We start from the raw sequence: 25559 nt of genomic DNA on the forward strand, positions 1-25559 counted from the left end.
CTTTCAGTGAGAAGCCACGTACCATCCCAGCGCAATGGAGAGAGCCACAAGGATGGTCACAAGCCAGCCCCACAGGACTCTATGCCGCGCGCAGCGATGGCAAAAGTCGACTACCTCGGCCGGGCCCGTCTCCGACATCCGGAGGCGAACGGTCTTCGACCCCCCGCGCAGCGACGCGCCACATTGGTAGCACCTGTACGATGCGTTCCACTTCTCGCTCCTGTTGCGGCGCCACATTGAGGCCGCGACAAAGACGCAAGCTGCGGCTATCAGAAGCGCGATCGTGAAGTTGTCCATCACTCAATTATTGCAAGCCAGGAAGGCTACTCCACCGCAGCTGGCGGCACTGCAGGCCCGATTTTGAACACCCCGCTCACCCGCGCACAGGGCACGCCGTCGGCGGTGACCAGGCCCTGCGCAAATACTAGGGAGCGCGTGATGCGCAGCGGCTCGGCCTCGCCCTCCACCCAGGCGCCCAGCGGGGCAGGGGCCAGGTAGTCGATCTGCAGGCTGATGGTGGGCAAGAAGCGGTTCGACACTTGGTCGCTTTTGCGGTGCACCGACAGCGGCACCAGCATGTCGCAGAACGTGGCCATCATGCCGCCGTGCAGATTGCCCATGGGGTTGGTGTGGCGCCGCTCCACGCGAAAGCCGAACTTCACCACGTTGCCCTGGTGCAGCACATACAGCGGGCCGTTGTGCTGGATGTAGGGGCCTCCGGCCTTCAGGGGCGCAAAACCTGCGGGGATGGGGGCAGTGGTGGCGTTCTCGGGGGCGTGCGTCATCAGCGGGCTTCCTTTTCAATGTCGTTGGCAAAACTGGCGTCCTGCAGGCTGCTGCGGGTGGCGTCGCCCTGCAGCCAGCCGCCATACACCGTGCGAAAGTCGGCCACGATCTGCGCGAGGGGCAAGTCGTCAAACGCGCCGCGCTGTTGCACGTATTCCATGTGGCGTGCGCCTGACTTGTCGAACGGGTGGTAGATGGAATCATTCTCGCCGTCGAACTCCAGCGGCAGCAGGCCAAAGCGCTCGCACAGCTCGATGTTGAAGGCGGGGGTGGCCTTGCGCCATTGGCCGTCCAGCCAGATGTCGGTGTAGCCGTGCCAGATGAAGAGGTCGGTCTTCATGGTCTCGCGCATGCGCTCAGTGCTCAGGTGGTTGCGCACGTCGGCAAAGCCTATGCGCGCCGGGATGCCCGCCGCACGGCACACGGCCGTGAGCAGCGCGGCCTTGGGCACGCACCAGCCGTAGCCGTTGGCCAGCACGGTGCTGGCGGTCATGCCCTGGGGCGACAGGTCGATGCGGTAGGGGTCGTAGCGAAAGCCGTCGCGCACGGCCAGGTACAGGGCCACGGCGCGTTCGCGGTCGGTGGTGCCGCGCGCGTGTTCAGCGGCAAAGGCCTGGACGGCAGGTGCGTCGCTGTCAATGAGGGCCGTGGCGCGCAGGTGGGCGGGCGTGGGGTGGTCCTGGGTCATGGTTCGAAGGCTCCTTGCGGCCAGTGTGCAGGCTCCCGCCGCGCGGGGCTGTCACGGTGGTTCCATGGGCCGTGTGCCGTGCAGCGCGCGCTGGCAGCTGTCCCTGGTGTTTTGTGGGTCACACCCGCCAGGCCGGCAATTCCCAGTTGCGCCACAGTGCCAGCCCGCGCAGCCCGGCCGTGAGCAGCACGCAGGCCACGAGCGGCGCCCAGTCCGGCGCCTGCAGGTAGCGCAGGGCCACGGCGGCCCAGCCGCCGGCAAACGCGCACAGCGTATAAGGGCGGTGGTCGCTGAAGGCCTGGGGCACCTCGTTGCACAGCACGTCGCGCAGCACGCCGCCAAACACGCCGGTGGTCACGCCCATCATCACGCTGATGAGCGGCGGCATGCCAAGGGCGATGGAGATGTCCACCCCCACGGCCGCAAACAGGCCCAGGCCGATCGCGTCGGGCAGCAGCATGGCGCGTTCGGTGGGCTCAAAGTGCCGCTGGCGCATGAACAGCATGGCGCCGATGCACAGCGCCAGAATGCCCCAGACGAATTCGGTGTGGCGGATCCAGAAGAAAGGCCGCTGGTCCAGCAGCAGGTCGCGCAGCGTGCCGCCACCAAAGGCGGCCACGAAGGCCACCACACACACGCCCACGGCATCGAGCCGCTTGCGCGCCGCCGCGATCACGCCCGAGAGTGCGAACGCAATGGTGGCGGCCACCTCCAGGGTGAGGCGCAGGGTGTGAATCCAGGGGGCGTCGAGTGGCAGGTTCATGGGCGCGATTGTGCCGTGGCGCCGTGGGGGCAGGCAGGGGATTGCAACACGCTGCCTGTGGTGCTGATTGCTATTAAAAATATAGCTACTGGCGCTTGTCAATCAAGCGTTGTAGCCTGTTTGTATCTGAAAGCCTATGCGCCGGCTCTAAGCCACGCCCCACGCCCGCAAAAGCTGCCCGACCAGCGCAAGCACACAGCCCGCACCGCCCAGCGCCCCCAGCCGTTGGCCCCAGCGCAGGCTGGGGGCGGGCCACTGGTTCATGGCCAGTACGAGCAGCCAGCCCAGCGCCATCCATGCAGCCACCACCAGCGCCAGCCCTGCGGCCAGCCCGGCCGCAGCGGTGGCCGCCAGGGCCTGCAGCGCGAGGGTGGCCAGAACCACGACCCAGGCGCGCCGGGATGCCGCCGTGGTGGGGGCTGTGCCGTCGCCCCAGGCGCGCGTGGGCACGGTGCGCGCCCAGCGGGTCAGTGCGATGAGTGAGGCCAGCGCGGCGCTGGCGCTGAAGAGTTCGTTCATGCGGCCTCCGTCGGGTGGTGGTGTGGACCTGGGTGGGGTGTGTGCGGTGCACCGTAGCCCGCCCGCCGCCAGTGCAGCGCCCGCCGCGCGCGCAGCAGCAGCGGCGCCCCCGCCGCCACGGTGCACAGCGCAGACGCTACGGCCCATTGCACCAGCCCGGCCTTGGCCGCCAGGCCGCCATAGCCCAGCGCGGCCAGCGCCCACAGCAGCACGGCGGTGCGGGGCGCCCAGTGGCGCAAGGTGGCAGCGGGCAGGGCCACGAAGAAGGCGAGCAGCAGGCCCAGCATGCCCGACGAGCGCGCGGGTTCGATGGCCACGATATGCGCCAGGCGGAACGAATCCACTGCCAGCACGCCGCTCAGCCAGAACGGCAGGTGGGCAGGCACCACCCAGCGGCTCCATCTGCGCGGATGCCAGCGCGGGCGTGGGGCTGCAGGGTGCGCTGCAGTGCCCGATGTGGCCACAGCGGCGTGGCGCACGGCCTTGCGCCGACGGGCCTGCACCCGCTGCGGCTCGATGAAAACCGCGATACCCCCAAAGACCAGCCCCAGGGCGACCAGGCTGGCTGCCATGCCCAGAGCGTGCGCGCTGCCCAGCACCAGGCCCACGACGCCAGCGATGGCCAGCATGGCGCCCGCGCCACCCAGCGCCACGCGCCACAGCGCCAGCGTGCGCAGGGCCCACGCGGCCGCCGCCGACATCAGCAGCCACACGCCGATGAGCACCCACGTCGCCCACACGGGCCGCTGCGCCAGCGACGGCAGGCCCGATGGCCCCCACAAATGCACGAACACGGCCACGATGAGCGCGGCCGGCGTGGTGGCGTGCAGGGCCAGGAAGAAGCGTTGCATGGTGGGGCGCCGAGAGATAACGGGAATGCAGGGAAGAAAAGTCGGGAGCGCAGCGGGGCTCAACCCGCCGCTGTGACCCCGTTGGCCGATGTGCCCTGCACGGCCCCGGCATCGCGTCGGCGCTGCTGGCGCGCATCCAGCCAGATCAGCGTGCCCGAGATCGACAAAAACGCGGGCGTCATGCCCAAAAGGAAATACAGCCACTTGAGCGCCAGCCCGCCAAAGTCGCCAAAGTGCAGCGGCTCCATGAGCCCGTTGACCAGCGACCAGAAGCCCGCCGTGCGCGGGTCGTGCACCTTTTGGGGCACGCCGGTGGCCGCATTGATGTCCACCCGCGCAGTGCTGGCCAGGTGGCCGCGCAGGTTGCCGGTGAAGCCCGCCTCGGCGGTGCCCGTGCCCCAGCGGCGCAGGGACACATAACGCGCCTCCAGCCCCGGCACGGCCTGCTGCGCGGTGGCATACAGCGCATCCAGCGATTGCATGGGGGCGGGCTCGGCGGCCTCGGCCTTGCGCGACAGCTTGGGGGTGGTGACCCCGGCAGGGGAGGTGGTGTACTTGTAGCCCTGCTCGAACAGCGGCGCCAGGCCCATCCACGCACCCGTGGTGGCGATCAGGATATGAAACCCCAACCCCCAGATGCCTGCGGACTTGTGCAGGTCCGACATCACCACGCGAAAGCTGCGGCCCCAGCGCTGGGTGAACAGCTCGGCCAGGATCTTGCGATGGATGACGATGCCCGTGATGATGAGCACCAGCATGGCCGCGCCCAGAAAGCCCACGATCCACCGCGGCCCGAAGAACAAAAACACATGCAGCATGCGCAGGTATTGGCCGAGCTGGCTGTCCACCGGGCCCACCACTGCGCCGGTGTCCGAGCGCAAGGCCACCTTGGTGCGCGTGTGGGCCGGGGCTCCACGCTCGCGCACAAACGCGAAGTAGCTCGGGTTGATGGCATCGGGCAGCGCGATGGTCTCCACCGTGGCGCCGGGGTAGCGTGCCTGCAACTGGGCCAGCACCACGTCGAGCGAGGCAGGTTGTTCAGAGCGCGGCAACTGCGCCAGCGACGGGTTGGCCCACAGGTCGATCTCGTTCTTGAACACCACCACCGCGCCCGAGAAGCACACGATGAACAGCAAGAGCCCGGTGACGATGCCGGCCCAGGAGTGCAGGACAAAAAGGCGGTTGAGTGTGCGCTGGCTGGTCATGGGTGGCTTGCGGGCAGAGTCGGTCGCGGCAGGATCAGAAGAAGTACGTCAGCCCCACGCTGAAGTTGCGCGGCAGCGCGGGCGAGACCACATTGGCGTTGATCGCGCCGTCGTAGTACGCCTTGTCGAACAGGTTCTTCACACCGGCTGTGATGCGGTAGTTCTCGCCCACATAGCTGATGGACGCATCGGCCACAACGTACGACGGCAGCGTGAAGGGGTACGAGCCGATCTGCTCGCTCACATACCGCCCACCCATGCCCAGCGTCACGCGCGGATACTGCGGCAGCTTGTAGGTGGCCCAGGCCGTGAGCGTGTGGCGCGGCGTGAGGTTGAGCGGCTTGCCCACAATCGCCGCGTTGTTGTCGCGCGTGACCTCGGTCTGTGTGTAGGTGTAGGCGCTCGTGATCTTCCAGCCGTTCTTCAGGTCCGCGCCCAGTTCCAGCTCCAGCCCGCGTGCGCGCTGCTCGCCGGTCTGCACGCTGAAGCCCGTGTTCACCGGGTCGGACGTGGTCACGTTCTGGCGCACCAGGTCAAAGACGGCGAGCGCGCCAGTGATCTGGCCGCCGGGCGCCTCGTACTTCACGCCCGCCTCCCACTGCTTGCCCGTCTCGGGCACGAAAGGCGTACCCGCGAAGCTGAGGCCCGAGGTGGGCAAGAACGACTCGCCATAGCTGCCATAGGCCGACCAGCCCGGCTTGAACTCATACACCAGCCCGGCCGACAGCGTGGTGGCGCTGTCCTTCTGGCGGGTTTGTGTGTTGGCCACCCGGTCATCGATGTCGTTGGTGGACCAGTCGCTGCGCAGGCCCACCAGGGCCGTCCAGCCCTGGCCGAACTTGATCTGGTCTTGCGCATAGAGGCCCATCACAGTGAGCTTTTCGGGGGCATCGCTCGTGAGGTTGGTGGGGCAGGTAGCGGCCATGCCATAGACCGGGTTGAACAGGTCCAGCGCACCAATGGTGCAGCGGCGCTGCGCCTGGTAGGAGTGGCCAGAGCGCACGTCCAGCCCCGTCACCAACTGGTGCTTGACGCCCAGCGCCTCAAAGCGCGACAGCAGCGAGGTGTCGGTGGCCAGCAGGTCGTAGTCCAGGTACTGGCGTGTCGCCTGGCGGTTTTGCAACCGCTGGTTGGCCTGCAGCGCCTGGTTGGAGACAAAGTTGCCCGTGCCCTTCTCGGTCTGGTAGCGCACGTTCTGGCGGAAGGTCATGGCATCCGACAGGCGATGCTCCAGCGCGTAACCCACCGTGGTGCTCTCCACGTCATACACCCCAAAGCTGGGGTCGCCCGTGAACAGGGTGACGGGCAACGTGCCATTGCGGTTGGGCAGCAGCGTGCCATAGGGCGTGATGCCCTGCTGGCGCATCCACTCGCTCTGGCTGTAGGTGGCAAACAGTACCAGGTCGGTCTGTGCGCCCAGGTCGATGGAGAGCGACGGCGCAAACCAGCGGTCCTTGCGGTAGACCAACTGCGTGGGGTCGTCGGCGTTGGAGACCTGCGCATTGATGCGCAGCGCCGTCTTGCCCGATTCAGACAGTGGCCGGTTGATGTCGGCCTGCAGCGTGCGCTGGCCAAAGCTGCCCACCTCCACGCCCACTTCGCTCAGCGCCTCTTTCTTGGGCCGCTTGCTCACCGCATTGACAATGCCGCCCGGCTGCACCTGGCCGTAGAGCACCGAGGCCGAGCCCTTGAGCACCTCAAACCGCTCATACCCATAAGGCTGCAGCTTGGCCCACATGCCCGGGCTTTGCACCAGGCCATCGACCAGGATGGATTCGGTAGAGCGAAAGCCCCGAATGTTCAGGTCATCAAACCCCCGGCGCCCGAAGTTGACCGGGCTCACCCCCGCCACCGTCTGCAGCGCCTGCTGCACGTTGGTGATCTGCCGCGACTCCATCTGCTCGCGCGTGACCACGCTGATGGACTGCGGCGTCTCCAGCCGCCGCATGGGCGCCTTGCTGGCGGTTTGCGCCTCCACCGGGGCAAAGCCCATGTCATTTTCGGTGCTGGCGTTGATGCGGACTTCCTGGAGCTGGGGGGCTGTCGTTGCCGCGTCTGCTGCCGGTGCGCTGGCCTGCTGCGCCATGGCGGCTTGCGCGAGGCATAGGGCCAGCGGGGTCAGGGCGAAGAGGGTGGCCTGGCGGGCCGATGACAAGAGCGGGCGCGCAGACAACGAGAAGCGCGGGGCGTGCGCTAAGCGCAGGGGCAGAGAAGGCATGGGGTCCCGATGAAGGTGAGCGGTCAACAAACGCGGGGGCGCTGGCTCACGTTGCAAGGGGACGTTGGCTGGCAGTTAGTGCAGCATTGTAATGCGAATAGTTATCGTTTGATGTGTGACGATTGAGGCGGGCAGCGAAAACTTGCGGCCGGGTGTGGTTTGCGCTGTGCGGGTTGTTGGTGTGGCTGATGGTGGCGTAGGCATGGTGTGCTGGATGCCCGCGGGCCTCCACCGAGGGGACACTGTGTTTGTCCCGAAAAGAAATCGCGCCAAACAAATGGCGCGAAAGCGATTTGCGCGCCACTTTCGTGAGCAAGGTTCAGGAGCAGGGTTTCCCCTGGATGCCTTATCCGAAACCTGTCCGCACCGTCCTGGATGTCTGATTTACTATTAAATGAATAGCATCTTGCGCTTTATAGACAAGCGCTACGGCTGCTTTTTGTTCAAATCCTGGGTGCTGGCGCTCCTATCGCTCCCCTCAGTGCCTTCCGTGCCTCCATACCCCGGATACGGCACGTCCGCCGCTGAGATCGCCGCGTGCTCCTGCCGCTCCTTGGCCATCTGCTCGGCCAGCTGGCTGCGGCCTTCGCGGGCCACGGCGATGTATTTCGCCTGGTCTTTGTGGTGCGGGTACATGCGGTCGGCCAGGGCGATGTTGTGTTTGCGGAAGCGGTCGGTGAAGGTGGTGGCTTCGGCGGCCGACAGGCCCATCAGCTCCAGCACGGTGTGGGCGCTTTTGAGGCTGGACTCGAACAGCTCGCGCTGCACCAGGGTCACGCCCAGGTCGCGCAGCTTGTTCCAGTGGGTGATGTCGCGCGCGCGGGCCACGATCTGCAGGTGCGGGAAGTGCTCGCGGGCCAGCTTGGCGATCTTGAGGGACTGCTCGGGGTCGTCCACCGCCACGACCAGGATGCGGGCGCGCTCGGCGCCCGCGATGCGCAGCAGGTCCAGCCGCGTGGCGTCGCCATAAAAAACGCGGTAGCCAAAGGTGCGCGCCACCTCCAGCATGTCCACGCTGTGGTCCAGCACGGTGGTGTGGATGCCCTCGGCCAGCAGCACGCGCGAGACGATCTGCCCGTAGCGGCCGAAGCCCGCGATGATGATGGGCGCCTCTTGCGGCTCGGAGATTTCTTCGGCCTGGGGCGTGATCTTGAGGCGGGCGTAGCGGCGCAGCAGCACGCGGTCCAGCAGCACCAGCAGCAGCGGGCTGATCAGCATCGACAGCGCCACGGCGCCGATGAGCAGCGAGGCCGTCTCTGCCGGGAACACGCTGGCACCGGCGGCAGCCTGGAACACCACAAACGCAAACTCGCCGCCCTGGGCCAGCAGCAGCGTGAACACCGGGCGCTCCTGGTAGGGGATGTTGACGAGCCGGGCCAACGCGTAGATGACGATGGCCTTGGCCGCCAAAAAACCGACCAGGATGGCGGCCATGAGGCCGGGGGAGCGCAGGATCACCCCGAAGTCGATGCTCATGCCCACGGCGATGAAGAACAGCCCCAGCAGCAGGCCCTTGAAGGGCTCGATGTCGGCCTCCAGTTCGCGCCGGTATTCGCTGTCGGCCAGCAGCACACCGGCCAAAAAGGCACCCAACGCCATCGACAGCCCAACGATCACCATCAGATAGGCAATGCCCACCACCAGCAGCAGGGCGGCGGCGGTGAAGACTTCGGGTGTTTTGCTCTTGGCGATCCAGCGCAGCACGGGGCGCAGCAGCAGGCGCCCGCCCAGGATGATGGCGGCGATCACGCCGACGATCTTGAGCACCTCCAGCACCATCTCGCTCGGCGTGTGGCCTGCACCTTCGCCAGCGGCTGCGCCCAGCACGGGCAGCATCGCCAGAATGGGGATGGCCGCCACGTCCTGGAACAGCAGGATGGAGAAACCCGCCTGCCCGCTTTGCGTGCGCATGAGGTTGCGCTCGGCCAGCGACTGCAGCGCAATCGCCGTGGAAGACAGCGCCAGGCCCAGAGCGCCCACCAGGCTCACGCGCCAGGGCAGGCCGGCGAGGGCGCCCAGCGCAAACAGCACGGCCGCGCAGCCCAGCACCTGCGCGGTGCCGGTGCCGAAGATGGGGCGGCGCAGCGCCCACAGGCGGCTCGGTTGCAGCTCCAGCCCCACCAGAAAGAGCATGAGCACCACACCGAACTCGGCAAAGTGCAGGATGTCCTGCACGTTGCTGACCAGGCCCAGCCCCCAGGGCCCGATGGCGATGCCCGCCGCGAGGTAGCCAATGATGGCGCCCAGGCCCAGCGCCTTGGCGATAGGCACGGCCAGCACGGCGGCCGTGAGGTACAGAAAACCGTAGGTGAGCCAGGTGGGGGCGTGTGCCATGGGAGATGGGTGCAATCAGGTGTGGACGTCAAACGGTGCAGGCGGGGCGCTGCGATGGAACTGAAAACCGACGGGGCCTACGGATTTTGGCACTGCGGCGATGTCTTGGGCCAAGCATGGCGTTGGTGAGTGATGCATGCTATTTATTGAATAGCTTGCAAGGCATGATTGTTAGGCGCTGGCGGCCATTTCTGCGGATGTTTTGGCTGGCACCATCGGGCGTTGCTAAGATTCAGCCCCTCTTGGCTTGTGGCGGTGTACCCCATGGATTTGCATACCTGGCTGGCTTTTTTTGCGGCGTCGTGCCTGATCGCGGTGTCGCCAGGCTCTGGCGCCGTGTTGTCGATGAGCCATGGCCTTTCTTATGGGGTGCGCAAGACCGGCGCCACCATCCTGGGTCTGCAACTGGGGCTGTTGCTGATTCTGGTCATCGCGGGCGCGGGGGTGGGCTCGCTCCTGCTGGCTTCCGAGGTGGCTTTCAGCGTGGTGAAGGTGCTGGGCGCCTGCTATCTGATCTATGTCGGTTTCAGCCAGTGGCGTGCCGGGGCTGCATCGCCGATGCATGGCGACGAGGCCACGCCCCCCGGCCCTTGGCAAAAGCGCTGCCTCACGGGGTTTCTGACCAATGCCACCAACCCCAAGGGCATCATCTTCATGGTGGCCGTGTTGCCCCAGTTCATGACCGATAACCGCCCGCTGTGGACGCAACTGCTGGTGATGGCCGCCACCACGGTGACGGTGGACGTGGTGGTGATGCATGGCTACGCTTTTGGTGCCAGCGCGCTGCGCCGCCTCATGCGCAGCGCAAAAGCGGTGCAGGCGCAAAACCGCGTCTTTGGCGGTTTGCTGATGGCGGTGGGTGCCGGGCTGTTTTTCGTGAAACGCGGCGGGCAGCATGCCTGATGCCGTGAAAATGCTTTGATTTTGATAGCTGGTGGCGCTTATCCATAAAGTGCTAGAGCCTGATTTTGCTTGTATTTGCATAGACGCGCAGATTCCAAGGAGGTTGTCATGCCAGTCGTTGTTGTCGCCAATCCGAAGGGCGGCGTGGGCAAGTCCACGCTGTCCACCAACATCGCGGGGTATTACGCCAGCCAGGGGCATCCCGTGATCCTGGGCGACACCGATCGGCAGGAGTCCGCCAGGCTCTGGCTGGGGCTGCGTCCGCCGGCAGCGCGCCCCATCGGCGCCTGGGATGCCAGCTCGGACCTGATCAGCCGCCCGCCCAAGGGCACCACGCATGCGGTGCTCGATACACCCGCAGGCCTGCACGGCTGGCGCTTGAACGACGTGCTCAAGCTCGCCGACAAGATCATCGTGCCGCTGCAGCCCAGCGTGTTCGACATCTTTGCCACGCGCGCCTTTCTGGACCAGTTGGCCGAACACCGCCATGCGGCAGGCGTGCAGGTGGGCATCGTGGGCATGCGCGTGGACGTGCGCACCAAGGCTGCCGAGCAGTTGCACCACTTTGTGGACAGCCTGGGGTTTCCGGTGCTGGGGTATCTGCGCGATACGCAGAACTACATCCACCTGGCGGCGCACGGCCTCACACTGTTCGATGTGGCGCCGGGCCGTGTGGCGCGCGATCTGGAGCAATGGCAGGGGATCTGTGCATGGCTCAACGCCTGACAGGTCGCTGAGGGAAAACACCTGTCCCGCGCCAGACAAGGCGCGTGGGGGGGCAACGCTACATTGCCTGGATGAAAATCTTCCGCTCTTACTCCGAAGTCAGCGCCTGTGTGGGCCAGGAGGTCGCCGTGACCGACTGGATCACAATCACGCAGGAACAGGTCAATCTGTTTGCCCAGGCCACGGGCGATCATCAGTGGATCCATGTGGACCCTGAGCGCGCCAAGGCCGGGCCGTTTGGCACGCCCATCGCACATGGCTTTCTCACACTGTCGCTGATCCCGCAGTTCTTCGAGACGGGCCTGACCATCGAGGGCGCGCGCATGGGCGTGAACTATGGGCTCAACAAGGTGCGCTTTACGGCGCCGGTGCCCGTGGGCAGCCGCTTGCGCGCACGCCTGACGCTGCAAGCTGCCGAGCCCGTGGCGCCCGACGGCATGCAGATGACCTGGCTGGTGACGGTGGAGCGTGAGGGCAGCGACAAGCCCGTGTGCGTGGCCGAATCGCTGGCCCGCAACTTCGGCGCGGCGCTTTAAGCAGCACCTCTCTGGCGCCGCACAACGGGGGCGCGCACGCTGCGCAGGTTCTTAACGACAAAAGCCCGCAGACATGGGTCTGCGGGCTTTTGTGTCAGGAGCCCCTGATCGGGGCACGGCGTAGCAATGCTGCGCCGAAGGGGCGATCAGTTGTTGCCGTTGGCGGTTTCGCCGGCGCGGGCTGCAGCCACGGCCTGTGCACGCACTTCGGCACGGGTCACCGTGGTGGTGGACTGGCCAGACAGTGCCAGCGGTGCGGGCACGTCATACCATTCGCCGCCTTGGGGCAGGGTGCCATTTTGGCGGGCGCTAACCAGTTCGGCGATCACGGCTTCGCGGGTGAGTGTGCTGGGTGCGGATTGCAGCGAAGGGTAGATGGAGGCATCGCCGTTGTTCGATTGGGCATTGGCAGCGAATGCGCTCAGTGCGAGGGCGGCGACAGTAGCGAGAGTGCGATAGTTGGTCATGGTCGTATCTTTCAGATCAATGGTTGGGTTCAATCCGGGCAAGGCGGGTCTTCTGTTACAGCCTGTCTTGTCCTGCCTCGGTGAGTGCCCGGTGGGGTGTCGCTCATCGATGGGTTGAACTGTACCGAGGGTTATCCCTTTGAAAAATAGCATCCTTGGCAATGAATAATTCACAAAACAGAAATAATCCAACCAGTGGTCAAAACATAATTTCCCCAAATGGATAGGCTTCTGACCATGCGTGTGTTCCAGGCCGTCGTTGACGAAGGCGGCTTTGCCGCTGCCGCACGGTGGCTTGAACTCTCGCCCCCCGTGGTGACGCGGCTGGTGGCGGACCTGGAGCAGCACCTGGGCACGCGGCTGCTGCAGCGCACCACGCGCAAGCTGGCCCTGACCGAGGCGGGCGATGCCTATCTGGCGCGGGTGCGCAGCATCCTGCATGAGATTGAAGACGCTGAAGCGGCTGCTGCGGCCAGCACGCGGGACTTGCGCGGCACCATCCGCATCGTGGCGTCGCCGGTGCTGGCCACCAACTTCCTGGCGCCGCTGCTCGGCGACTGGCACGCACTGCACCCCCGGCTGATGCTGGACATCGACATCGATGCCTATGCTTCTGGCCGGGTGGACGAGTTTGATGTGACCTTCATGGTGGCGGCCGAGAACTTTGACGCCAACATCGTCGCCCGCCCCTTGATGCAGGGCGAATCCATCGTGGTGGCGGCCCCTGGTTACTTGGCGCGCAAGGGCTTGCCATTGCCTGAGCAGCCCCAAGACCTGCTGCAGCACGACTACCTGCGCGATTCGGGCATGGCGGCGCGGAACCATCCTGGGTTGGGCCGCAAGCTGCGGCTGTTACCCGTGGATGGGCAGCAGCCACCCCAAGAGCTGGATATGCCGTCGGTGGTGTTGCAGTCGATCAGCACGGAGGTGCTGCTGCGCGCTGCGGTGGATGGCATGGGTGTGGCCGTGGCGCCGCGCCTGCTGGCGCGTGAGCACCTGGCGCGGGGCGAGCTGGTGCAGTTGCTGCCGGGCTGGATTTACGCACGCTACACCGTGTATGCCGCATTGCCTTCGGGCCGCATGCTGCCCGCGCGCACCAAGGTGTTTCTGGACTTTTTGAGCGAGCAGGTGCGCAAAACGATGGCCTTGCGCCAACAGATCGCGTGTGGCCCGGGCTTGCCTGCTGGCGATGCCGCATAGTGCGGCCTCTGGCCATTGTCAGGATGCGTCTGCGTCTTAATGCCCCTGAACCTGGGGCATCGCAAACTGGTTTTGCCGCCAGGCTTCGAAGACCGTCACGGCGACGGCATTCGACAGGTTGAGGCTGCGCTGGTTGGGTACCATGGGTAAACGCAGTCGCTGGGCGGGCGGAAAGGTGTCGCGCAGCTCGGGTGGCAGTCCGCGTGTTTCGGCGCCAAACACCAGCCAGTCGCCGGGCAGGAAGCCATTGGAGTGCACGGGCTGGGAGCCATGGGTGGTCATGGCAAACATGCGGGCCGGGTCGGGCTGGGCATTGCGCAAAAAGGCCGTCCAGCCTGCGTGGCGCTGCACCTTCGCGTATTCGTGGTAGTCCAGCCCCGCGCGCCGCATCTGCCGGTCTTCCATGGAGAAGCCCAGGGGCTCAATCAGATGCAGCTGGCTGCCGGTGTTGGCCGCCAGGCGGATCACATTGCCTGTGTTGGGCGGGATTTCGGGCTCGACGAGAACAATGTGGAACATGCAGGCTATTGTCATCGCACCGGTTGTTCTTCACGCAACCACGCGTAAACAAAAGTGTCCTGGCGTTAACCGTGGCGTTGGGGGCGGCGCGGCGCGTGGGCGCTTTTTGCGCAAAGCGCCGGTGTATGGCGCTCAACCTGTGCCATCGACGGCCGTGCGTGCCAGTACCACCACCGTGACTTGCGCCACCCCCGCCTCGCGCAAGGCCTGGGTCGCCGCATGCGCGGTCGCGCCGGTGGTCATGACATCGTCGAGCAGCAAGACATGCTGGCCGCGCAGGGCGGCTGCCCGTGCGGGTTCCACCGCGAAGGCGCCGTGCAGATTGCGCAGCCGCTGTGCGCGCGGCAGACTGCTTTGCGCTTCGGTGGCATGCAGGCGCAGCAGGGTGTGTGGGTCGGCTTTGTGGGCGGCCAGGTGGTGTGCCAGCAAGGCAGATTGGTTGAAACCCCGCGCACGCAACCGGTCGGTGGACAGCGGCACGGGCAGCAGCCGGTCTGCCGCCTCGATGGCGGGCTCTACCCAAGGGGTGCTGCGCAGCACGACAGACAGCGTGCGGGCCAGCCCTGGGTCCGCTCGGAACTTGAAGTCCGCCAGCACATCGGCCCATGGGAAGGCGTAGTCCACGGCCGCCAGGCAAGCGTCGAAGCTCGGCGGCTTGCGCAGACAGGCTCCGCATACCGCCACGCCCGAAGGCACGTGCAGCGCGCAGCGCTGGCAACGGGCGGTCGGCTGTGCGAAACGCGCCACGCAGGCATTGCAGATCCGCTGCGATGGCCAGGCATGGCAGACAGAGCACTGGCTGGGAACGCGGCCCGCCACAGCATGCATCCAGCGCGAAATCCTTGGCAAACCGTTGAAAAGCATGAATCAATATACTCGCGCGTCCTTGTGTATTGCCATGTCCTCTGAGCACCCTCCCACCGTTGATCCTGTTGCTGCGGCCCGTTGGCACGCTGCTGCCCCTGTTTTGTCACCCTGGCTCCACGAGGAGGTGGCTCGGCGCATGGAGGACCGTTTGCAGTGGTTGCGACAGGCGCCAGATGCTTGGTGCCATTGGGATGCTGTGCGGGGCGGGCTGCAGGCGCATGCGCTTGTGAGTGCTCGCTATCCAGGTGCAAGGTCTCAAGTTTTCGAGACCGCTGCGCGGTGTGAATCCTTGGCCCGCCAGTCGCTTGCAACGCCGTGGTGGAAGCCGGCCCGCTGGACGGGAGGCAGTGTGCAGTTTGGGCCGCCTGCCGACGCCAGTGCGCAAATGCTCTGGGCCAATATGGCGTTGCACATGGCGGCAGATCCGCAGGCCTTGATCGGGCAGTGGCATCGCGCCTTGGCGGTAGACGGCTATTTGATGTTTTCGTGCCTCGGGCCCGATACGCTGCAGGAGCTCCATGCGGTCTATGCCGCGCTGGGGTGGCCTCCTGCGGGCCATGCATTCACCGACATGCACGATTGGGGTGACATGCTGCTGCACGCAGGGTTTGCCGAGCCGGTCATGGACATGGAGCGCATCACCCTCACGTTTGCCACGCCCGAGCGCCTCGTCCAGGAGCTGCGTGAGCTCGGCTGCAATCTGCACCCTGATCGCTTTCCCTCATTGCGCGGCCGGCGTTGGCGAGACATGCTCTACCAGGCGTTGGGCGATCACTTGGCCAGCTCGCAGCACGGGGGTCAGTTGGCACTGACGTTTGAGATCATTTATGGCCACGCTTTCAAGCCAGCGCCGCGTGTCCGTGTGAGCTCCAGCAGTGCCGTTTCGCTACAAGACATGCGCACCATGTTGCGCAATGGCGGAAAAGAAGGTTAGCCTGTAACTCTCTGTCAATGACATAGAACAAGGCACGCTACAATTGTTGGCTATAGGGATTTCGGGCATCTTCCCGCGCAAATTTGCAGGCCGCCCCGTTGTGCCAGCGGCACGAAACGCGGGGCAACCTGCGGTCTTGTGAGCATGACCGGTGATGGGCTTGGTTTTTCGTTTTGCAACGGTGTCGGGTCAGCGCATTGACTGGCGTCTAGTCCGCAACTGTTCGGTAACTCCGGCGCAAATGGGCTGGATCTATGTGTCCTTGTGCGCGGTGTCTCTTGGGATCGCGGCGTTCTTCTGGATGCTCGGGGCCCGTTTGGTGATGCCGTTTGCATGGCTCGAGATCTTGGTTTTGGGAGTTGCTTTTGCAACATACGGCCGCCATGCGGCGGATGGTGAGAGGATTTCACTGCAGGGCTCACGCCTCGTGGTGGAACTGGAGACTGCAGGCAAGCTCAAGCGTGCTGAATTTGACCGGGGCCGGGTGTGCGTAGAGCCCAAAACCGGTGATCGCTCGCTGATCAAGTTGTCTGCGCAGGGTCGTTCGGTAGAGGTGGGGCGTTATATACGCCCTGAACTCCGGTCGGCTCTGGCGTCGGAGATCCGCATGGCCTTGCGTGCAACCTGACCCCATGCAGGTGCGCGAAAGGCATTGGTTAATTTGAGGCTTAGAAGTAAGTGAGAACTATGAAGAGCATTTCCAACAAGCTGGCTTCTCTGCTGCTGATTGCCGGTGCATGGGTGGGCTCTGCGGCCCATGCCGTTCAAGACCTGCCTGGTGGCCCTGCAGTCAACCAGTTGAACTTGGCGCCAGCTGTTACCAAGATCGCAGAAGAGCAGCAATTCCTGCACTGGATGATGCTGGTCATCTGCACCGTGATCTTTGTGGCAGTGTTCTCCGTAATGTTCTATTCGATCTGGAAGCATCGCCGCTCCAGGGGGGCGAAGGCAGCCAATTTCCATGAGTCGGTGACAGTGGAAGTGATCTGGACGATCGTTCCCTTCGTCATCGTGATCATGATGGCTCTGCCAGCCACCAAGGTGCTGGTAGCCCAGAAGGACACTACCAACGCGGATCTGACCATCAAGACCACGGGTTACCAGTGGAAGTGGGGTTACGACTACCTCAATGGTGAAGGCGAGGGCCTGGCTTTCATTTCTACCCTGGACAGCAGCCACCGGGCCATGTCTGACAGTGGCAACGTCAAGAACGCTCCCGACAACTACCTGCTCAAGGTGGACAACCCGATGGTGGTGCCGGTCAACAAGAAGATCCGCATCATCACAACCGCCAACGATGTGATCCACGCCTTCATGGTGCCCGCTTTCGGCATCAAGCAGGATGCGATCCCTGGGTTTGTGCGCGACACCTGGTTCCGTGCCGAGAAAATCGGCGATTACTACGGCCAGTGCGCCGAGCTGTGCGGCAAGGAACACGCCTACATGCCGATCCATGTGAAGGTGGTGTCTGCCGAGGACTACACCGCATGGGTGGGTGATCAGAAGAAAAAGGCCGCCACCAAGCTCGACGACCCCACGAAGGTCTGGGCGCTGGATGACATCCTGAAGCGGGGTGAGAAGGTCTATGCAGCGAATTGCGCCGCCTGCCACCAAGCCAATGGCAAGGGCGCTGGCCCCATCAAGCCGCTGGACGGTGCCGCCGTGGTTCTGGATGCAGACCATTCCAAACAGATTAACGTTCTGCTCAAGGGGCAAAACAACGGTGCCATGCCTTCGTGGGCGCAACTGAGCGACACCGATATTGCTGCCGTGGTTACCTACAGCAAGAACAACTGGTCCAACAAGACGGGTCAGCTGGTGCAGCCATCTGAAGTCGTAGCCCTGCGTGGCAAGTAATCACCGCCCTACCGTATTGAGGAATCAAAAATGAGCGCAGTTCTCGACAACCACGGGCACGCTGGCGACCACGCACACGACGGCCACGACCACCATCACGGCCCCACTGGCTGGCGCCGCTGGGTGTTTGCCACCAACCACAAAGACATCGGTACGCTGTACCTGCTGTTTTCGTTCACGATGCTGATGATTGGCGGCGTTTTGGCGCTGCTGATTCGTGCCGAACTTTTTCAGCCCGGCCTGCAACTGGTGAACCCTGAGCTGTTCAATCAGCTGACCACCATGCACGGCCTCATCATGGTGTTTGGCGCCATCATGCCGGCCTTCGTGGGCTTTGCGAACTGGATGATTCCACTGCAGATCGGCGCGTCCGATATGGCCTTTGCGCGGATGAATAACTTCAGCTTCTGGCTGATGATCCCCGCCGCACTGACCCTGGTGAGTTCGTTCTTCATGCCCGGTGGCGCACCCGCAGCCGGTTGGACGCTGTATGCACCGCTCACGCTGCAGATGGGCCCCTCCATGGATGCTGGCATCTTTGCGATGCACATCCTGGGTGCCAGCTCCATCATGGGTTCGATCAACATCATCGTGACCGTTCTCAACATGCGTGCCCCTGGCATGACACTGATGAAGATGCCGATGTTTGCCTGGACCTGGCTCATCACTGCCTACCTGTTGATCGCCGTGATGCCAGTCCTGGCCGGTGCCATCACCATGACGCTGACAGACCGCCACTTTGGTACCAGCTTCTTCAACCCCGCCGGTGGCGGTGATCCGGTGATGTACCAGCATATCTTCTGGTTCTTCGGTCACCCCGAGGTGTACATCATGATCTTGCCGGCCTTCGGCATCATCAGCCAGATCGTGCCGGCCTTCGCGCGCAAGAAGCTGTTCGGCTACGCCTCCATGGTTTATGCCACGTCCTCGATCGCCATCCTATCGTTCATCGTGTGGGCCCACCACATGTTCACGACCGGCATGCCGGTGACAGGCCAGCTGTTTTTCATGTATGCCACGATGCTGATCTCCGTGCCCACGGCCGTGAAGATCTTCAACTGGGTCGCCACCATGTGGCGCGGCTCCATGACGTTTGAAACCCCCATGCTGTTTGCCGTGGGTTTCATTTTCGTGTTCACCATTGGTGGCTTCACCGGTCTCATCCTGGCCATGGCGCCCATTGATATCCAGCTGCAGGACACCTACTACGTGGTGGCGCACTTTCACTATGTGTTGGTGGCAGGCTCGCTGTTCTCCATGTTTGCCGGCGTGTACTACTGGTTGCCCAAGTGGACCGGTGTGATGTATTCCGAAACCCGCGGTCAGATCCACTTCTGGACATCGTTGATTTTCTTTAACGTCACCTTCTTCCCGATGCACTTCCTGGGCTTGGCGGGGATGCCACGCCGCTATGCAGACTACCCCATGCAATTCGCCGACTTCAATGCGGTGGCCTCGATAGGTGCTTTTGGTTTTGGTTTGGCGCAGGTGTATTTCTTCATCGCTGTCGTGCTCCCCGCCATGCGTGGCATTGGCCCCAAGGCGCCTCAAAAACCCTGGGATGGTGCGGAAGGCCTGGAATGGGAAGTCCCTTCGCCAGCACCTTTCCACACCTTTGAAAATCCACCCAAGCTGGATGCGACTGCAACCCGCGTGATTGGCTGAGGACAGTGCCCATGACACCCGAACAGAAAAAGAGCAACCTGCGGATGGCATTGATCCTGGCATCCGTAGCCGCCGTTTTCTTCGTGGGCTTCATGGTCAAGGTTGCCATGTTGTCTCACTGAGCCGACGATCCCATGAGCCTGCACCGCGAAAACGCCAAGATGGTCGGCAAGCTGGTCGTGATTGCGGCTGGCATGTTCGCCTTCGGCTATGTGTTGATCCCGATCTACAAACACATCTGTGAGATGACCGGCATCAACATTCTGTCGCTCTCCGAGCGGCAGGTGCCCGGGAATGGCGTCGCTGGCAAAGACGTGAAGGTGCCTTCCAACACGCAGATCGACAAGACCCGCACCATCACGGTGGAGTTCGATGCCAACGCGCGTGGCCCGTGGCAGTTCAAACCCGCCAAGCGTTCGGTTCAGGTGCACCCCGGCGAGCTCGCCACGGTGATGTATGAGTTTCAAAACGTGCAGAACCGTCGCATGGCTGCGCAGGCGATACCGAGTTACGCTCCGCGTCAGGCCGCTGCACATTTCAACAAGCTGGAGTGTTTTTGCTTTAACCAGTACACCCTGGACCCTGGCGAAAAGAAGGAATGGCCTGTGGCGTTTGTGATTGATCCGCGCCTGTCCAAGGATGTGACGACCATCACCTTGTCCTACACCTTCTTTGAAGTGGGCGGCAAAACACCCCCTGCGCCCGAATCAACCGCAGCGGTTGCCTTGCCGGTTGTCGGTGCACAAAAGGCGGGATCATGAATAAGAAGCCCTCGGAATCGCCCGTTGCGCGCAAGGGATCTTTCCTGCGCACGGTGCGTGCCGTGGCGTGGTCGTTGATTGGGCTGCGAAAAGGCAGCGAGTACCAGCAGGATGTCGAGAAACTCAATCCGTTGCACATCATCGGCGTGGGGCTGTTCGCAGTCTTTTTGCTGGTGCTCGGTTTGATCGGGCTGGTCAATTGGATCGTGTGAGATGGTGTTGATTCAAATACCGAAAACGAAGCCGAAAACAAAGATTTTGAGAGTCAGGAGCTGAAATGAGTGCATCAACCCACGGCACAACCCCGTATTATTTTGTGCCCGCCGAGTCTCGCCATCCAGTCATGGCTGCGGCCGGGCTGTTCCTTGTGATTCTGGGCGCTGCCCAATGGATCAATGGCCACGAATGGGGTAAATATTCCCTGGCCGTGGGCATGGTCTGGTGGCTCTTCGTTTTGTACCAGTGGTTTGGTGATGCGGTGCGTGAAAGCGAAGGTGGGCTATACGGTCACAAGATCGACCTGTCGTACCGCTGGAGCATGAGCTGGTTCATCTTCTCCGAAGTGATGTTCTTCGGTGCGTTCTTCACCGCATTGTGGTGGGCTCGTGCCCATTCGGTGCCTGCCCTGGGCAGCCTGGACAATGCATTGCTCTGGCCTGATTTCAAGGCGGTATGGCCTAGTTTGGCGGTAGGTGCCACGGGTTCTCCTGCTGGCATCGTGGAACCGTTCCAGACCGTGGGACCGTTCTGGCTGCCCACCATCAACACGGCGCTGCTGCTGACCTCGGGGGGCACGCTCACCATTGCGCACCACGCCCTGCGTGAGAACAAACGTGGCAAGACCATTGCGTTCATGTGGACCACCGTGCTGCTCGGCATCCTGTTCTTGTTTGTTCAGGGTTATGAGTACTTTCACCTCTACACAGAGTTGAACCTCAAGCTCAGCTCGGGCGTGTTTGGGTCCACCTTCTTCATGCTGACCGGGTTCCACGGGTTCCACGTGTTTCTGGGCATGTTGATGCTGTTGGTGATCACCCTGCGCCTGCAAAAGGGCCACTTCACTGCCGACAAGCATTTCGGCTTCGAGGGTGCCGCCTGGTATTGGCACTTTGTGGACGTGGTGTGGCTGGGCTTGTACGTGCTCGTTTATTGGATGTAATAAGCAGCTGCCGACCCCGCACGACGAAAAAAGCGCCTCGCGGCGCTTTTTTTCTTGGGGCTTGGAGATGTTTCTCCGGGGTGTGGCGCTTCTTGGCGGGATATCTTCAATCAGCGGGCCATTGGTAGGCCCGTCGGTTGTATATAACCCAGCTTCCATGCCACCAGAATGCAGACAAACAGCACAATCGACAGGCCGACGCGAACGGCCAGTGCCCGGACCATAGGGTTGCTCTTATGTTTTTCCCTGCCTTCCACCGTGTCGCTGCTGCCATTGCGCATCATGAAGAACAGGGCTGAAGCCAGGCTGGCCAAAATGCCGATGAACGCGACCAGTACGAGGTATTTCATGGAGCCCATTATCCTGTGACAACCGCTCAACGTTCCCTGGACCTGCGCTTTTGGATGATTGCGGCGGCGGCCGTGGCGGGTATGTGGGTGACGGCATCGCTCGGCCGCTGGCAACTGTCGCGTGCGGCCGAAAAGGAGGCGCTACAAAGCCTGCTCGACGCGCGCAGCCACCTCGCACCCCTTGACGGCTCGGCGTTGGTCTCCGCCGGCGCTGATGCTGCGCGTGCTGGCGATGAAGCCCACCAGGGACTGGTTCACCGCGCCGTGGTTCTGGAAGGGCGCTGGTTGCCCGCCTACACCGTGTTTCTTGACAACCGCCAGATGCATGGGCGACCTGGTTTTTTTGTTCTCACGCCTTTGCAGCTGCAAGGGCCGAAGGCGGGAGTGGTGCTCGTGCAGCGAGGCTGGGTGCCACGCAATTTTGAAGACCGCACGCAGGTGCCCCCGGTGCAGACCGCTGAGGGTCTGGTGGTGCGTGTTCAAGGGCGAGTGGCCGCCGCGCCATCGCGCCTGTTTGAGTTTCAGGGGGGAGACCCGACGAAGGGGTCTTCCCGCATCCGGCAAAATCTCGACCTGGCTGCCTTTCGCTCCGAAACCGGCTTGGCTCTGGCCCCGCTCACGGTGTTGCAGACGGGGGAAGCGAGCGAGGGTTTGCAACGCGACTGGCTCGTAGTGGGCTCGGGCGTCGACAAACATTACGGTTACGCATTTCAATGGTTCGGGCTCTGCGGCCTGATTGCAATTCTCTATGTCTGGTTTCAAATCGTCCGACGGTTCATTCGCCCGCGCAGCCAGTCTGCCCCCTGAGGCCGACGACGAGCATCCGCTGGGCCTGACCGTGCACACGCTGCCCTCGGCGGGTGACGCGGTGGTCACGGCGCAGCGCGCGCGCCATGGGCGCTGGAAAATGCTGGGTGTCCTGTGCATTTGTGCAGCGCCCGTGATCGCGTCCTATTTCACTTATTACGTGGTTCGGCCCGAAGGGCGGCGCAACTACGGCGAGCTGATCAATCCCCAGCGCGCCATCCCCGACCTCACTGCCCACACGTTGGAGGGTGGTCCCGTGTCGCTTGCATCGCTCAAGGGCCAATGGCTGTTGGTGAGTGTGGCGGGGGGCGACTGCGACACCACCTGCCAGAAGCATCTGTATCTGCAGCGGCAATTGCGCGAGAGCTTAGGCAAGGAAAAGGACCGGATGGACTGGGTCTGGCTCATCAACGATGCCGCTACCCCGCCACAAGTCTTGGCTCCGGCATTGCAGAAGGCGACTGTGCTGCGCTTGGATGCAGCGGCATTGGGCGCTTGGCTGGCGCCAGCCGAGGGCCATCAGCTGGCTGAGCATCTGTATGTGGTGGACCCCATGGGCAACTGGATGATGCGGTTTCCGGCTGCGATGGATTCCAATGGGGCTGCAAAGGCCAAGCGCGATCTGGAGCGCCTGCTGCGCGCCTCTGCGTCCTGGGATGAGGCCGGGCGGCCGGCGAGCCAATGACCGATACACAGCCACTTTACGATCTGGCGCCCGTGGCAGAGGTCATGCTGCTGGGCCTTGTGATCGCGTTGGGCCCGCTGGCCTGGGTGTGGGTGCGCAACCGCCGCAGCTCGCCCATGCGGCGCATTCAGACACTGACGGTGCTCACCCTGTTTTTGACGTTTGACCTGGTGCTGTTTGGTGCCTTCACGCGCCTGACGGACTCCGGGCTGGGGTGCCCCGACTGGCCGGGTTGCTATGGCAGCGCGAGCCCGGTGGGCGCTCGATCCGAGATATCTGCCGCGCAGGAGGCCATGCCCACAGGCCCGGTCACACATGGCAAGGCCTGGGTCGAAATGATCCATCGCTACCTTGCCACGGGCGTCGGCGTGCTCATCATCGTGTTGACCATTTCCTCATGGGTGCAACAGCGCCGGGCACGACGCGGGATGGGAGACGCGCCCCCCATCAGCCCGTGGTGGCCCACCATCACGCTGCTGTGGGTATGCCTGCAAGGTGCTTTTGGCGCGCTGACCGTGACGATGAAGCTGTTTCCCGCCATCGTCACCCTGCATCTGATCGGTGGGCTGGTCCTGCTCGCCTTGTTGTGCGTGCAGGCGGTGCGCCACACCCAATGGGCGCAAGGCCGCTTGCCTGTGGCCATCTCTGCAGGACTGCGTTGGGCGCTGATCGGCACGGGGGTGCTGGTGGTGCTGCAAGTGGTGCTGGGTGGTTGGGTCAGCACCAACTACGCCGTGCTGGCTTGCACCACCTTTCCCAAATGCCAGGGCAACTGGTGGCCCATGATGGACTTTGCCCAGGGCTTTCAGGTCTGGCGCAAGCTCGGTATGTTGCAAGACGGCAGCCACATTGGTTTTGCCGGGCTTACGGCCATTCATTACGTACATCGTTTGATGGCGTATGGGGTGCTGGCCGCCCTAGGCCTGGTCTGCTGGCGTTTTCACCGCCAGGGCCTGCTGCCTGCCCAGACCCGCTGGCTGGCGGTTTTGGCCTTGTTGCAGCTGGCCACGGGCTTGTCCAACGTGGTGCTGGACTGGCCCTTGGTGGCCGCTGTGTTGCACACGGGCGGTGCAGCCGCCCTGGTGGTGGTGTTGACCTGGGCCGTGGTGTCCAGCCGCACGGTGTCAACCGTGCCCCAAGAGTTTTCCGCGCCCACCGGCGCTTCGAGAGTGTCCGTATGAGTGTCGCCCCCTCCATCGCTGTTTCTTCACCGTCGCGTCTGCAGCAGTTTTACGCGCTGACCAAGCCACGGGTGGTGCAGCTCATTGTTTTCTGCGCCCTGATCGGCATGGTGCTGGCCGTGCCCGGCATGCCGTCTGCAGCACAGTTTGGCCATATGGTGGTCGCCTGTGCCGGGGTGTGGCTGGTGGCGGGCGCTGCCGCCGCGTTCAACTGCATCGTGGAGCAGGGCATCGACGCGAAGATGAAGCGCACTGCCTGGCGGCCCACGGCCAAGGGCGAGTTGTCCAACGTGCAAACGCTGCTGTTCTCGGCCGTGTTGTGTGTGGCGGGTTCTGCGCTGCTGTACTTCTGGGTCAACCCGCTGACCATGTGGCTCACGTTTGCCACCTTTGTGGGCTATGCCGTGGTCTACACCGTGATTCTCAAGCCGCTAACCCCGCAGAACATCGTGATTGGTGGGGCGTCGGGCGCCATGCCGCCGGTGCTGGGCTGGGCTGCCATGACCAATGACGTGGGCCCTGAGGCGCTCATCCTGTTCCTCATCATCTTTCTGTGGACGCCGCCGCACTTTTGGGCGCTGGCGTTGTACCGCGTCGAGGACTACCGCAAATCCGGTTTGCCCATGCTCCCGGTGACGCATGGCAATGAGTTCACCCGATTGCAGGTGTTTCTGTACACGCTGATTCTTTTTGCCGGTTGCCTGATGCCCTTCATTTACGGCATGAGCTCCTGGATTTACCTGGCTGCCGCCGTGCTGCTGAGTGCGGGTTTTTGTGGCTACGGCTTTGCGCTGTGGCGCAATTATTCGGATGCACTGGCGCGCAAAACCTTCCGTTTTTCCCTCATTCACCTGAGCGTGCTGTTTGCCGCATTGCTGGTGGACCACTACGTGCTGTAAAACCCATGCTGAAACGAAATGCTCTTAAAATGATAGCTGTTTGCGCTTTATCCATAAGCGCTGCAGGCCTGTTGGGTGCTTGTTCTGAAAAGAAGGTCGAATTCCGGGGGGTGGACATCACAGGGGCCGACTACGCCAAAGACATCCCGCTGACAGACCACAACGGGCAGGCGCGTCACCTCAAGGACTTCGCCGGCAAGGTGGTGGTGGTGTTTTTTGGCTATACCCAATGCCCGGATGTGTGCCCGACCTCCATGGCCGAACTCGCCGAAGTCAAGCAGATGCTGGGCAAAGACGGTGACCGCCTTCAGGGGATCTTTGTCACCGTGGACCCAGAGCGCGACACCCCCGAGGTGCTGAAGGCCTACATGGCGAACTTTGACCCCACCTTCCTTGCCTTGCACGGCACACCCGAGCAACTGGCGGCTGTCGCCAAGGACTTCAAGATTTACTTCAAGAAGGTCGATGGCAAGACGCCCACCAGCTACACCATGGACCATTCGGCGGGCAGCTATGTGTACGACCCCGCAGGGCGGCTGCGCGTGTACAGCCGTTACGGCAGCGGTGCCCAGGCCCTGGCCTCAGACATCAAGACCTTGCTGGCGGAAGCGGCGGGCTGACGCGTTTAAAAGGGCCACGATGGTGGCCCCGGCTTGCGTCAGCCGGCGTTGTGTTCACC

29 protein-coding genes are annotated in these 25559 nt (G+C 63.4%); 17 read left to right on the top strand and 12 right to left on the bottom strand.

Annotated elements, in window-relative coordinates:
* Nucleotides 1–323: 323 nt before the first annotated feature.
* The 8 genes from KI609_RS05025 to kefC form a co-directional block, all read right to left on the bottom strand.
* Complete coding sequence (locus KI609_RS05025) at nt 324–785, bottom strand: PaaI family thioesterase (protein ID WP_226447740.1); 462 nt, start codon at nt 783–785, stop codon at nt 324–326.
* Nucleotides 785–1474 (bottom strand): transglutaminase-like domain-containing protein, encoded by a 690-nt coding sequence (locus tag KI609_RS05030; RefSeq protein ID WP_226447742.1) that lies wholly within the window; start codon nt 1472–1474, stop codon nt 785–787. The genes KI609_RS05025 and KI609_RS05030 overlap by 1 nt, the downstream gene beginning before the upstream one ends.
* Before the next feature lie 118 nt (nt 1475–1592).
* A complete protein-coding gene (locus KI609_RS05035; protein ID WP_226447744.1) occupies nt 1593–2237 on the bottom strand; it encodes a trimeric intracellular cation channel family protein in 645 nt (214 codons plus the stop codon).
* A gap of 147 nt (nt 2238–2384) precedes the next feature.
* The gene (locus KI609_RS05040; RefSeq protein WP_226447746.1) at nt 2385–2756 is read right to left on the bottom strand and encodes a hypothetical protein; all 372 of its coding nucleotides are present in this window, start codon (nt 2754–2756) and stop codon (nt 2385–2387) included.
* Entirely contained in the window at nt 2753–3607 is an 855-nt protein-coding gene (locus KI609_RS05045; protein ID WP_226447748.1) for a hypothetical protein, read from the bottom strand. Before KI609_RS05045 ends, KI609_RS05040 begins: the two co-directional genes overlap by 4 nt.
* Before the next feature lie 59 nt (nt 3608–3666).
* On the bottom strand, nt 3667–4812 hold the full coding sequence (locus KI609_RS05050) for a PepSY-associated TM helix domain-containing protein (RefSeq protein WP_226447750.1): 1146 nt from the start codon (nt 4810–4812) through the stop codon (nt 3667–3669).
* 34 nt (nt 4813–4846) lie between these two features.
* Nucleotides 4847–7030: a TonB-dependent siderophore receptor gene (locus KI609_RS05055; protein ID WP_413463372.1), complete on the bottom strand. Its 2184-nt coding sequence runs from the start codon at nt 7028–7030 to the stop codon at nt 4847–4849.
* A gap of 426 nt (nt 7031–7456) precedes the next feature.
* Nucleotides 7457–9364, bottom strand: a complete 1908-nt coding sequence (kefC, locus tag KI609_RS05060) for a glutathione-regulated potassium-efflux system protein KefC (RefSeq protein ID WP_226447752.1) — start codon at nt 9362–9364, stop codon at nt 7457–7459.
* A 264-nt stretch (nt 9365–9628) separates the two neighbouring features.
* On the opposite strand from kefC, the gene KI609_RS05065 reads away from it, so the two are divergent.
* The 3 genes from KI609_RS05065 to KI609_RS05075 all read left to right on the top strand — a co-directional run bounded on the left by KI609_RS05065 (nt 9629) and on the right by KI609_RS05075 (nt 11529).
* Nucleotides 9629–10267 (top strand): LysE family translocator, encoded by a 639-nt coding sequence (locus KI609_RS05065; protein WP_226447755.1) that lies wholly within the window; start codon nt 9629–9631, stop codon nt 10265–10267.
* 108 nt (nt 10268–10375) lie between these two features.
* Nucleotides 10376–10993 (top strand): ParA family protein, encoded by a 618-nt coding sequence (locus KI609_RS05070; protein WP_226447757.1) that lies wholly within the window; start codon nt 10376–10378, stop codon nt 10991–10993.
* A gap of 71 nt (nt 10994–11064) precedes the next feature.
* The gene (locus tag KI609_RS05075; RefSeq protein WP_226447759.1) at nt 11065–11529 is read left to right on the top strand and encodes a MaoC family dehydratase; all 465 of its coding nucleotides are present in this window, start codon (nt 11065–11067) and stop codon (nt 11527–11529) included.
* A gap of 146 nt (nt 11530–11675) precedes the next feature.
* On the opposite strand, the gene KI609_RS05080 is transcribed toward KI609_RS05075, so the two are convergent.
* Nucleotides 11676–11996 carry a DUF4148 domain-containing protein gene (locus KI609_RS05080; RefSeq protein ID WP_226447761.1) on the bottom strand — a complete coding sequence of 107 codons (321 nt, stop codon included), beginning with the start codon at nt 11994–11996 and terminating at the stop codon, nt 11676–11678.
* A gap of 219 nt (nt 11997–12215) precedes the next feature.
* On the opposite strand from KI609_RS05080, the gene KI609_RS05085 reads away from it, so the two are divergent.
* A complete protein-coding gene (locus KI609_RS05085) occupies nt 12216–13196 on the top strand; it encodes a LysR family transcriptional regulator (protein WP_226447763.1) in 981 nt (326 codons plus the stop codon).
* A 36-nt stretch (nt 13197–13232) separates the two neighbouring features.
* Here the strand turns inward: KI609_RS05085 and trmL are convergent, their stop codons facing one another.
* Entirely contained in the window at nt 13233–13715 is a 483-nt protein-coding gene (trmL, locus tag KI609_RS05090) for a tRNA (uridine(34)/cytosine(34)/5-carboxymethylaminomethyluridine(34)-2'-O)-methyltransferase TrmL (RefSeq protein WP_226447765.1), read from the bottom strand.
* Nucleotides 13716–13847: 132 nt separating this feature from the next.
* Nucleotides 13848–14579, bottom strand: a complete 732-nt coding sequence (locus KI609_RS05095; protein ID WP_226447767.1) for a ComF family protein — start codon at nt 14577–14579, stop codon at nt 13848–13850.
* Nucleotides 14580–14613: 34 nt separating this feature from the next.
* On the opposite strand from KI609_RS05095, the gene KI609_RS05100 reads away from it, so the two are divergent.
* The 8 genes from KI609_RS05100 (at nt 14614) to KI609_RS05135 (ending at nt 20958) form a co-directional block, all read left to right on the top strand.
* Nucleotides 14614–15516 carry a biotin synthase gene (locus KI609_RS05100; RefSeq protein WP_226447769.1) on the top strand — a complete coding sequence of 301 codons (903 nt, stop codon included), beginning with the start codon at nt 14614–14616 and terminating at the stop codon, nt 15514–15516.
* A gap of 151 nt (nt 15517–15667) precedes the next feature.
* Complete coding sequence (locus tag KI609_RS05105) at nt 15668–16144, top strand: DUF2244 domain-containing protein (protein ID WP_226447771.1); 477 nt, start codon at nt 15668–15670, stop codon at nt 16142–16144.
* Between the two features lie 59 nt (nt 16145–16203).
* Nucleotides 16204–17373, top strand: coding sequence for a cytochrome c oxidase subunit II (gene coxB / locus KI609_RS05110; RefSeq protein ID WP_226447774.1), 1170 nt, complete (start codon nt 16204–16206; stop codon nt 17371–17373).
* Between the two features lie 30 nt (nt 17374–17403).
* Entirely contained in the window at nt 17404–19038 is a 1635-nt protein-coding gene (gene ctaD, locus KI609_RS05115) for a cytochrome c oxidase subunit I (protein ID WP_226447776.1), read from the top strand.
* 11 nt (nt 19039–19049) lie between these two features.
* Nucleotides 19050–19160 carry a cytochrome oxidase small assembly protein gene (locus tag KI609_RS05120; RefSeq protein WP_226447778.1) on the top strand — a complete coding sequence of 37 codons (111 nt, stop codon included), beginning with the start codon at nt 19050–19052 and terminating at the stop codon, nt 19158–19160.
* A gap of 12 nt (nt 19161–19172) precedes the next feature.
* Nucleotides 19173–19799 carry a cytochrome c oxidase assembly protein gene (locus tag KI609_RS05125; protein WP_226447780.1) on the top strand — a complete coding sequence of 209 codons (627 nt, stop codon included), beginning with the start codon at nt 19173–19175 and terminating at the stop codon, nt 19797–19799.
* On the top strand, nt 19796–20011 hold the full coding sequence (locus tag KI609_RS05130) for a DUF2970 domain-containing protein (RefSeq protein ID WP_226447782.1): 216 nt from the start codon (nt 19796–19798) through the stop codon (nt 20009–20011). The genes KI609_RS05125 and KI609_RS05130 overlap by 4 nt, the downstream gene beginning before the upstream one ends.
* 65 nt (nt 20012–20076) lie before the next feature.
* Nucleotides 20077–20958, top strand: a complete 882-nt coding sequence (locus tag KI609_RS05135) for a cytochrome c oxidase subunit 3 (protein ID WP_226447784.1) — start codon at nt 20077–20079, stop codon at nt 20956–20958.
* A gap of 110 nt (nt 20959–21068) precedes the next feature.
* Here KI609_RS05135 and KI609_RS05140 read toward each other — a convergent pair whose 3' ends face one another.
* A complete protein-coding gene (locus KI609_RS05140) occupies nt 21069–21308 on the bottom strand; it encodes a twin transmembrane helix small protein (protein WP_226447786.1) in 240 nt (79 codons plus the stop codon).
* 15 nt (nt 21309–21323) lie between these two features.
* Here KI609_RS05140 and KI609_RS05145 point away from each other — a divergent pair, with 15 nt between their 5' ends.
* Genes KI609_RS05145 through KI609_RS05165 form a run of 5 tightly spaced genes read left to right on the top strand, consistent with a single transcriptional unit; the run spans nt 21324 to nt 25500 of the window.
* Nucleotides 21324–22115, top strand: a complete 792-nt coding sequence (locus KI609_RS05145; RefSeq protein ID WP_226447788.1) for an SURF1 family protein — start codon at nt 21324–21326, stop codon at nt 22113–22115.
* The gene (locus KI609_RS05150; protein ID WP_226447790.1) at nt 22057–22800 is read left to right on the top strand and encodes an SCO family protein; all 744 of its coding nucleotides are present in this window, start codon (nt 22057–22059) and stop codon (nt 22798–22800) included. Before KI609_RS05145 ends, KI609_RS05150 begins: the two co-directional genes overlap by 59 nt.
* Entirely contained in the window at nt 22797–23981 is a 1185-nt protein-coding gene (locus tag KI609_RS05155) for a COX15/CtaA family protein (RefSeq protein ID WP_226447792.1), read from the top strand. Before KI609_RS05150 ends, KI609_RS05155 begins: the two co-directional genes overlap by 4 nt.
* Entirely contained in the window at nt 23978–24880 is a 903-nt protein-coding gene (cyoE, locus tag KI609_RS05160; RefSeq protein WP_226447794.1) for a heme o synthase, read from the top strand. Before KI609_RS05155 ends, cyoE begins: the two co-directional genes overlap by 4 nt.
* A gap of 5 nt (nt 24881–24885) precedes the next feature.
* On the top strand, nt 24886–25500 hold the full coding sequence (locus tag KI609_RS05165) for an SCO family protein (RefSeq protein WP_413463373.1): 615 nt from the start codon (nt 24886–24888) through the stop codon (nt 25498–25500).
* Nucleotides 25501–25559 lie beyond the last annotated feature (59 nt).

The sequence above is a fragment of the Acidovorax radicis genome (assembly GCF_020510705.1).
GTDB lineage: Bacteria > Pseudomonadota > Gammaproteobacteria > Burkholderiales > Burkholderiaceae_C > Acidovorax > Acidovorax radicis_A.

Coding starts and splice junctions, on each gene's coding strand:
- KI609_RS05135 (WP_226447784.1), top strand. CDS start 20,077: ATGAGTGCATCAACCCACGGCACAACCCCGTATTATTTTGTGCCCGCC.
- KI609_RS05055 (WP_413463372.1), bottom strand. CDS start 7,030: ATGCCTTCTCTGCCCCTGCGCTTAGCGCACGCCCCGCGCTTCTCGTTG.
- KI609_RS05165 (WP_413463373.1), top strand. CDS start 24,886: ATGCTGAAACGAAATGCTCTTAAAATGATAGCTGTTTGCGCTTTATCC.
- KI609_RS05095 (WP_226447767.1), bottom strand. CDS start 14,579: ATGCTTTTCAACGGTTTGCCAAGGATTTCGCGCTGGATGCATGCTGTG.
- KI609_RS05085 (WP_226447763.1), top strand. CDS start 12,216: ATGGATAGGCTTCTGACCATGCGTGTGTTCCAGGCCGTCGTTGACGAA.
- KI609_RS05040 (WP_226447746.1), bottom strand. CDS start 2,756: ATGAACGAACTCTTCAGCGCCAGCGCCGCGCTGGCCTCACTCATCGCA.
- KI609_RS05080 (WP_226447761.1), bottom strand. CDS start 11,996: ATGACCAACTATCGCACTCTCGCTACTGTCGCCGCCCTCGCACTGAGC.
- KI609_RS05030 (WP_226447742.1), bottom strand. CDS start 1,474: ATGACCCAGGACCACCCCACGCCCGCCCACCTGCGCGCCACGGCCCTC.
- cyoE (WP_226447794.1), top strand. CDS start 23,978: ATGAGTGTCGCCCCCTCCATCGCTGTTTCTTCACCGTCGCGTCTGCAG.
- KI609_RS05070 (WP_226447757.1), top strand. CDS start 10,376: ATGCCAGTCGTTGTTGTCGCCAATCCGAAGGGCGGCGTGGGCAAGTCC.
- KI609_RS05045 (WP_226447748.1), bottom strand. CDS start 3,607: ATGCAACGCTTCTTCCTGGCCCTGCACGCCACCACGCCGGCCGCGCTC.
- KI609_RS05155 (WP_226447792.1), top strand. CDS start 22,797: ATGACCGATACACAGCCACTTTACGATCTGGCGCCCGTGGCAGAGGTC.
- KI609_RS05120 (WP_226447778.1), top strand. CDS start 19,050: ATGACACCCGAACAGAAAAAGAGCAACCTGCGGATGGCATTGATCCTG.
- coxB (WP_226447774.1), top strand. CDS start 16,204: ATGAAGAGCATTTCCAACAAGCTGGCTTCTCTGCTGCTGATTGCCGGT.
- KI609_RS05130 (WP_226447782.1), top strand. CDS start 19,796: ATGAATAAGAAGCCCTCGGAATCGCCCGTTGCGCGCAAGGGATCTTTC.
- KI609_RS05075 (WP_226447759.1), top strand. CDS start 11,065: ATGAAAATCTTCCGCTCTTACTCCGAAGTCAGCGCCTGTGTGGGCCAG.
- KI609_RS05140 (WP_226447786.1), bottom strand. CDS start 21,308: ATGAAATACCTCGTACTGGTCGCGTTCATCGGCATTTTGGCCAGCCTG.
- KI609_RS05065 (WP_226447755.1), top strand. CDS start 9,629: ATGGATTTGCATACCTGGCTGGCTTTTTTTGCGGCGTCGTGCCTGATC.
- trmL (WP_226447765.1), bottom strand. CDS start 13,715: ATGTTCCACATTGTTCTCGTCGAGCCCGAAATCCCGCCCAACACAGGC.
- ctaD (WP_226447776.1), top strand. CDS start 17,404: ATGAGCGCAGTTCTCGACAACCACGGGCACGCTGGCGACCACGCACAC.
- KI609_RS05125 (WP_226447780.1), top strand. CDS start 19,173: ATGAGCCTGCACCGCGAAAACGCCAAGATGGTCGGCAAGCTGGTCGTG.
- KI609_RS05150 (WP_226447790.1), top strand. CDS start 22,057: ATGTCTGGTTTCAAATCGTCCGACGGTTCATTCGCCCGCGCAGCCAGT.
- kefC (WP_226447752.1), bottom strand. CDS start 9,364: ATGGCACACGCCCCCACCTGGCTCACCTACGGTTTTCTGTACCTCACG.
- KI609_RS05100 (WP_226447769.1), top strand. CDS start 14,614: ATGTCCTCTGAGCACCCTCCCACCGTTGATCCTGTTGCTGCGGCCCGT.
- KI609_RS05025 (WP_226447740.1), bottom strand. CDS start 785: ATGACGCACGCCCCCGAGAACGCCACCACTGCCCCCATCCCCGCAGGT.
- KI609_RS05035 (WP_226447744.1), bottom strand. CDS start 2,237: ATGAACCTGCCACTCGACGCCCCCTGGATTCACACCCTGCGCCTCACC.
- KI609_RS05050 (WP_226447750.1), bottom strand. CDS start 4,812: ATGACCAGCCAGCGCACACTCAACCGCCTTTTTGTCCTGCACTCCTGG.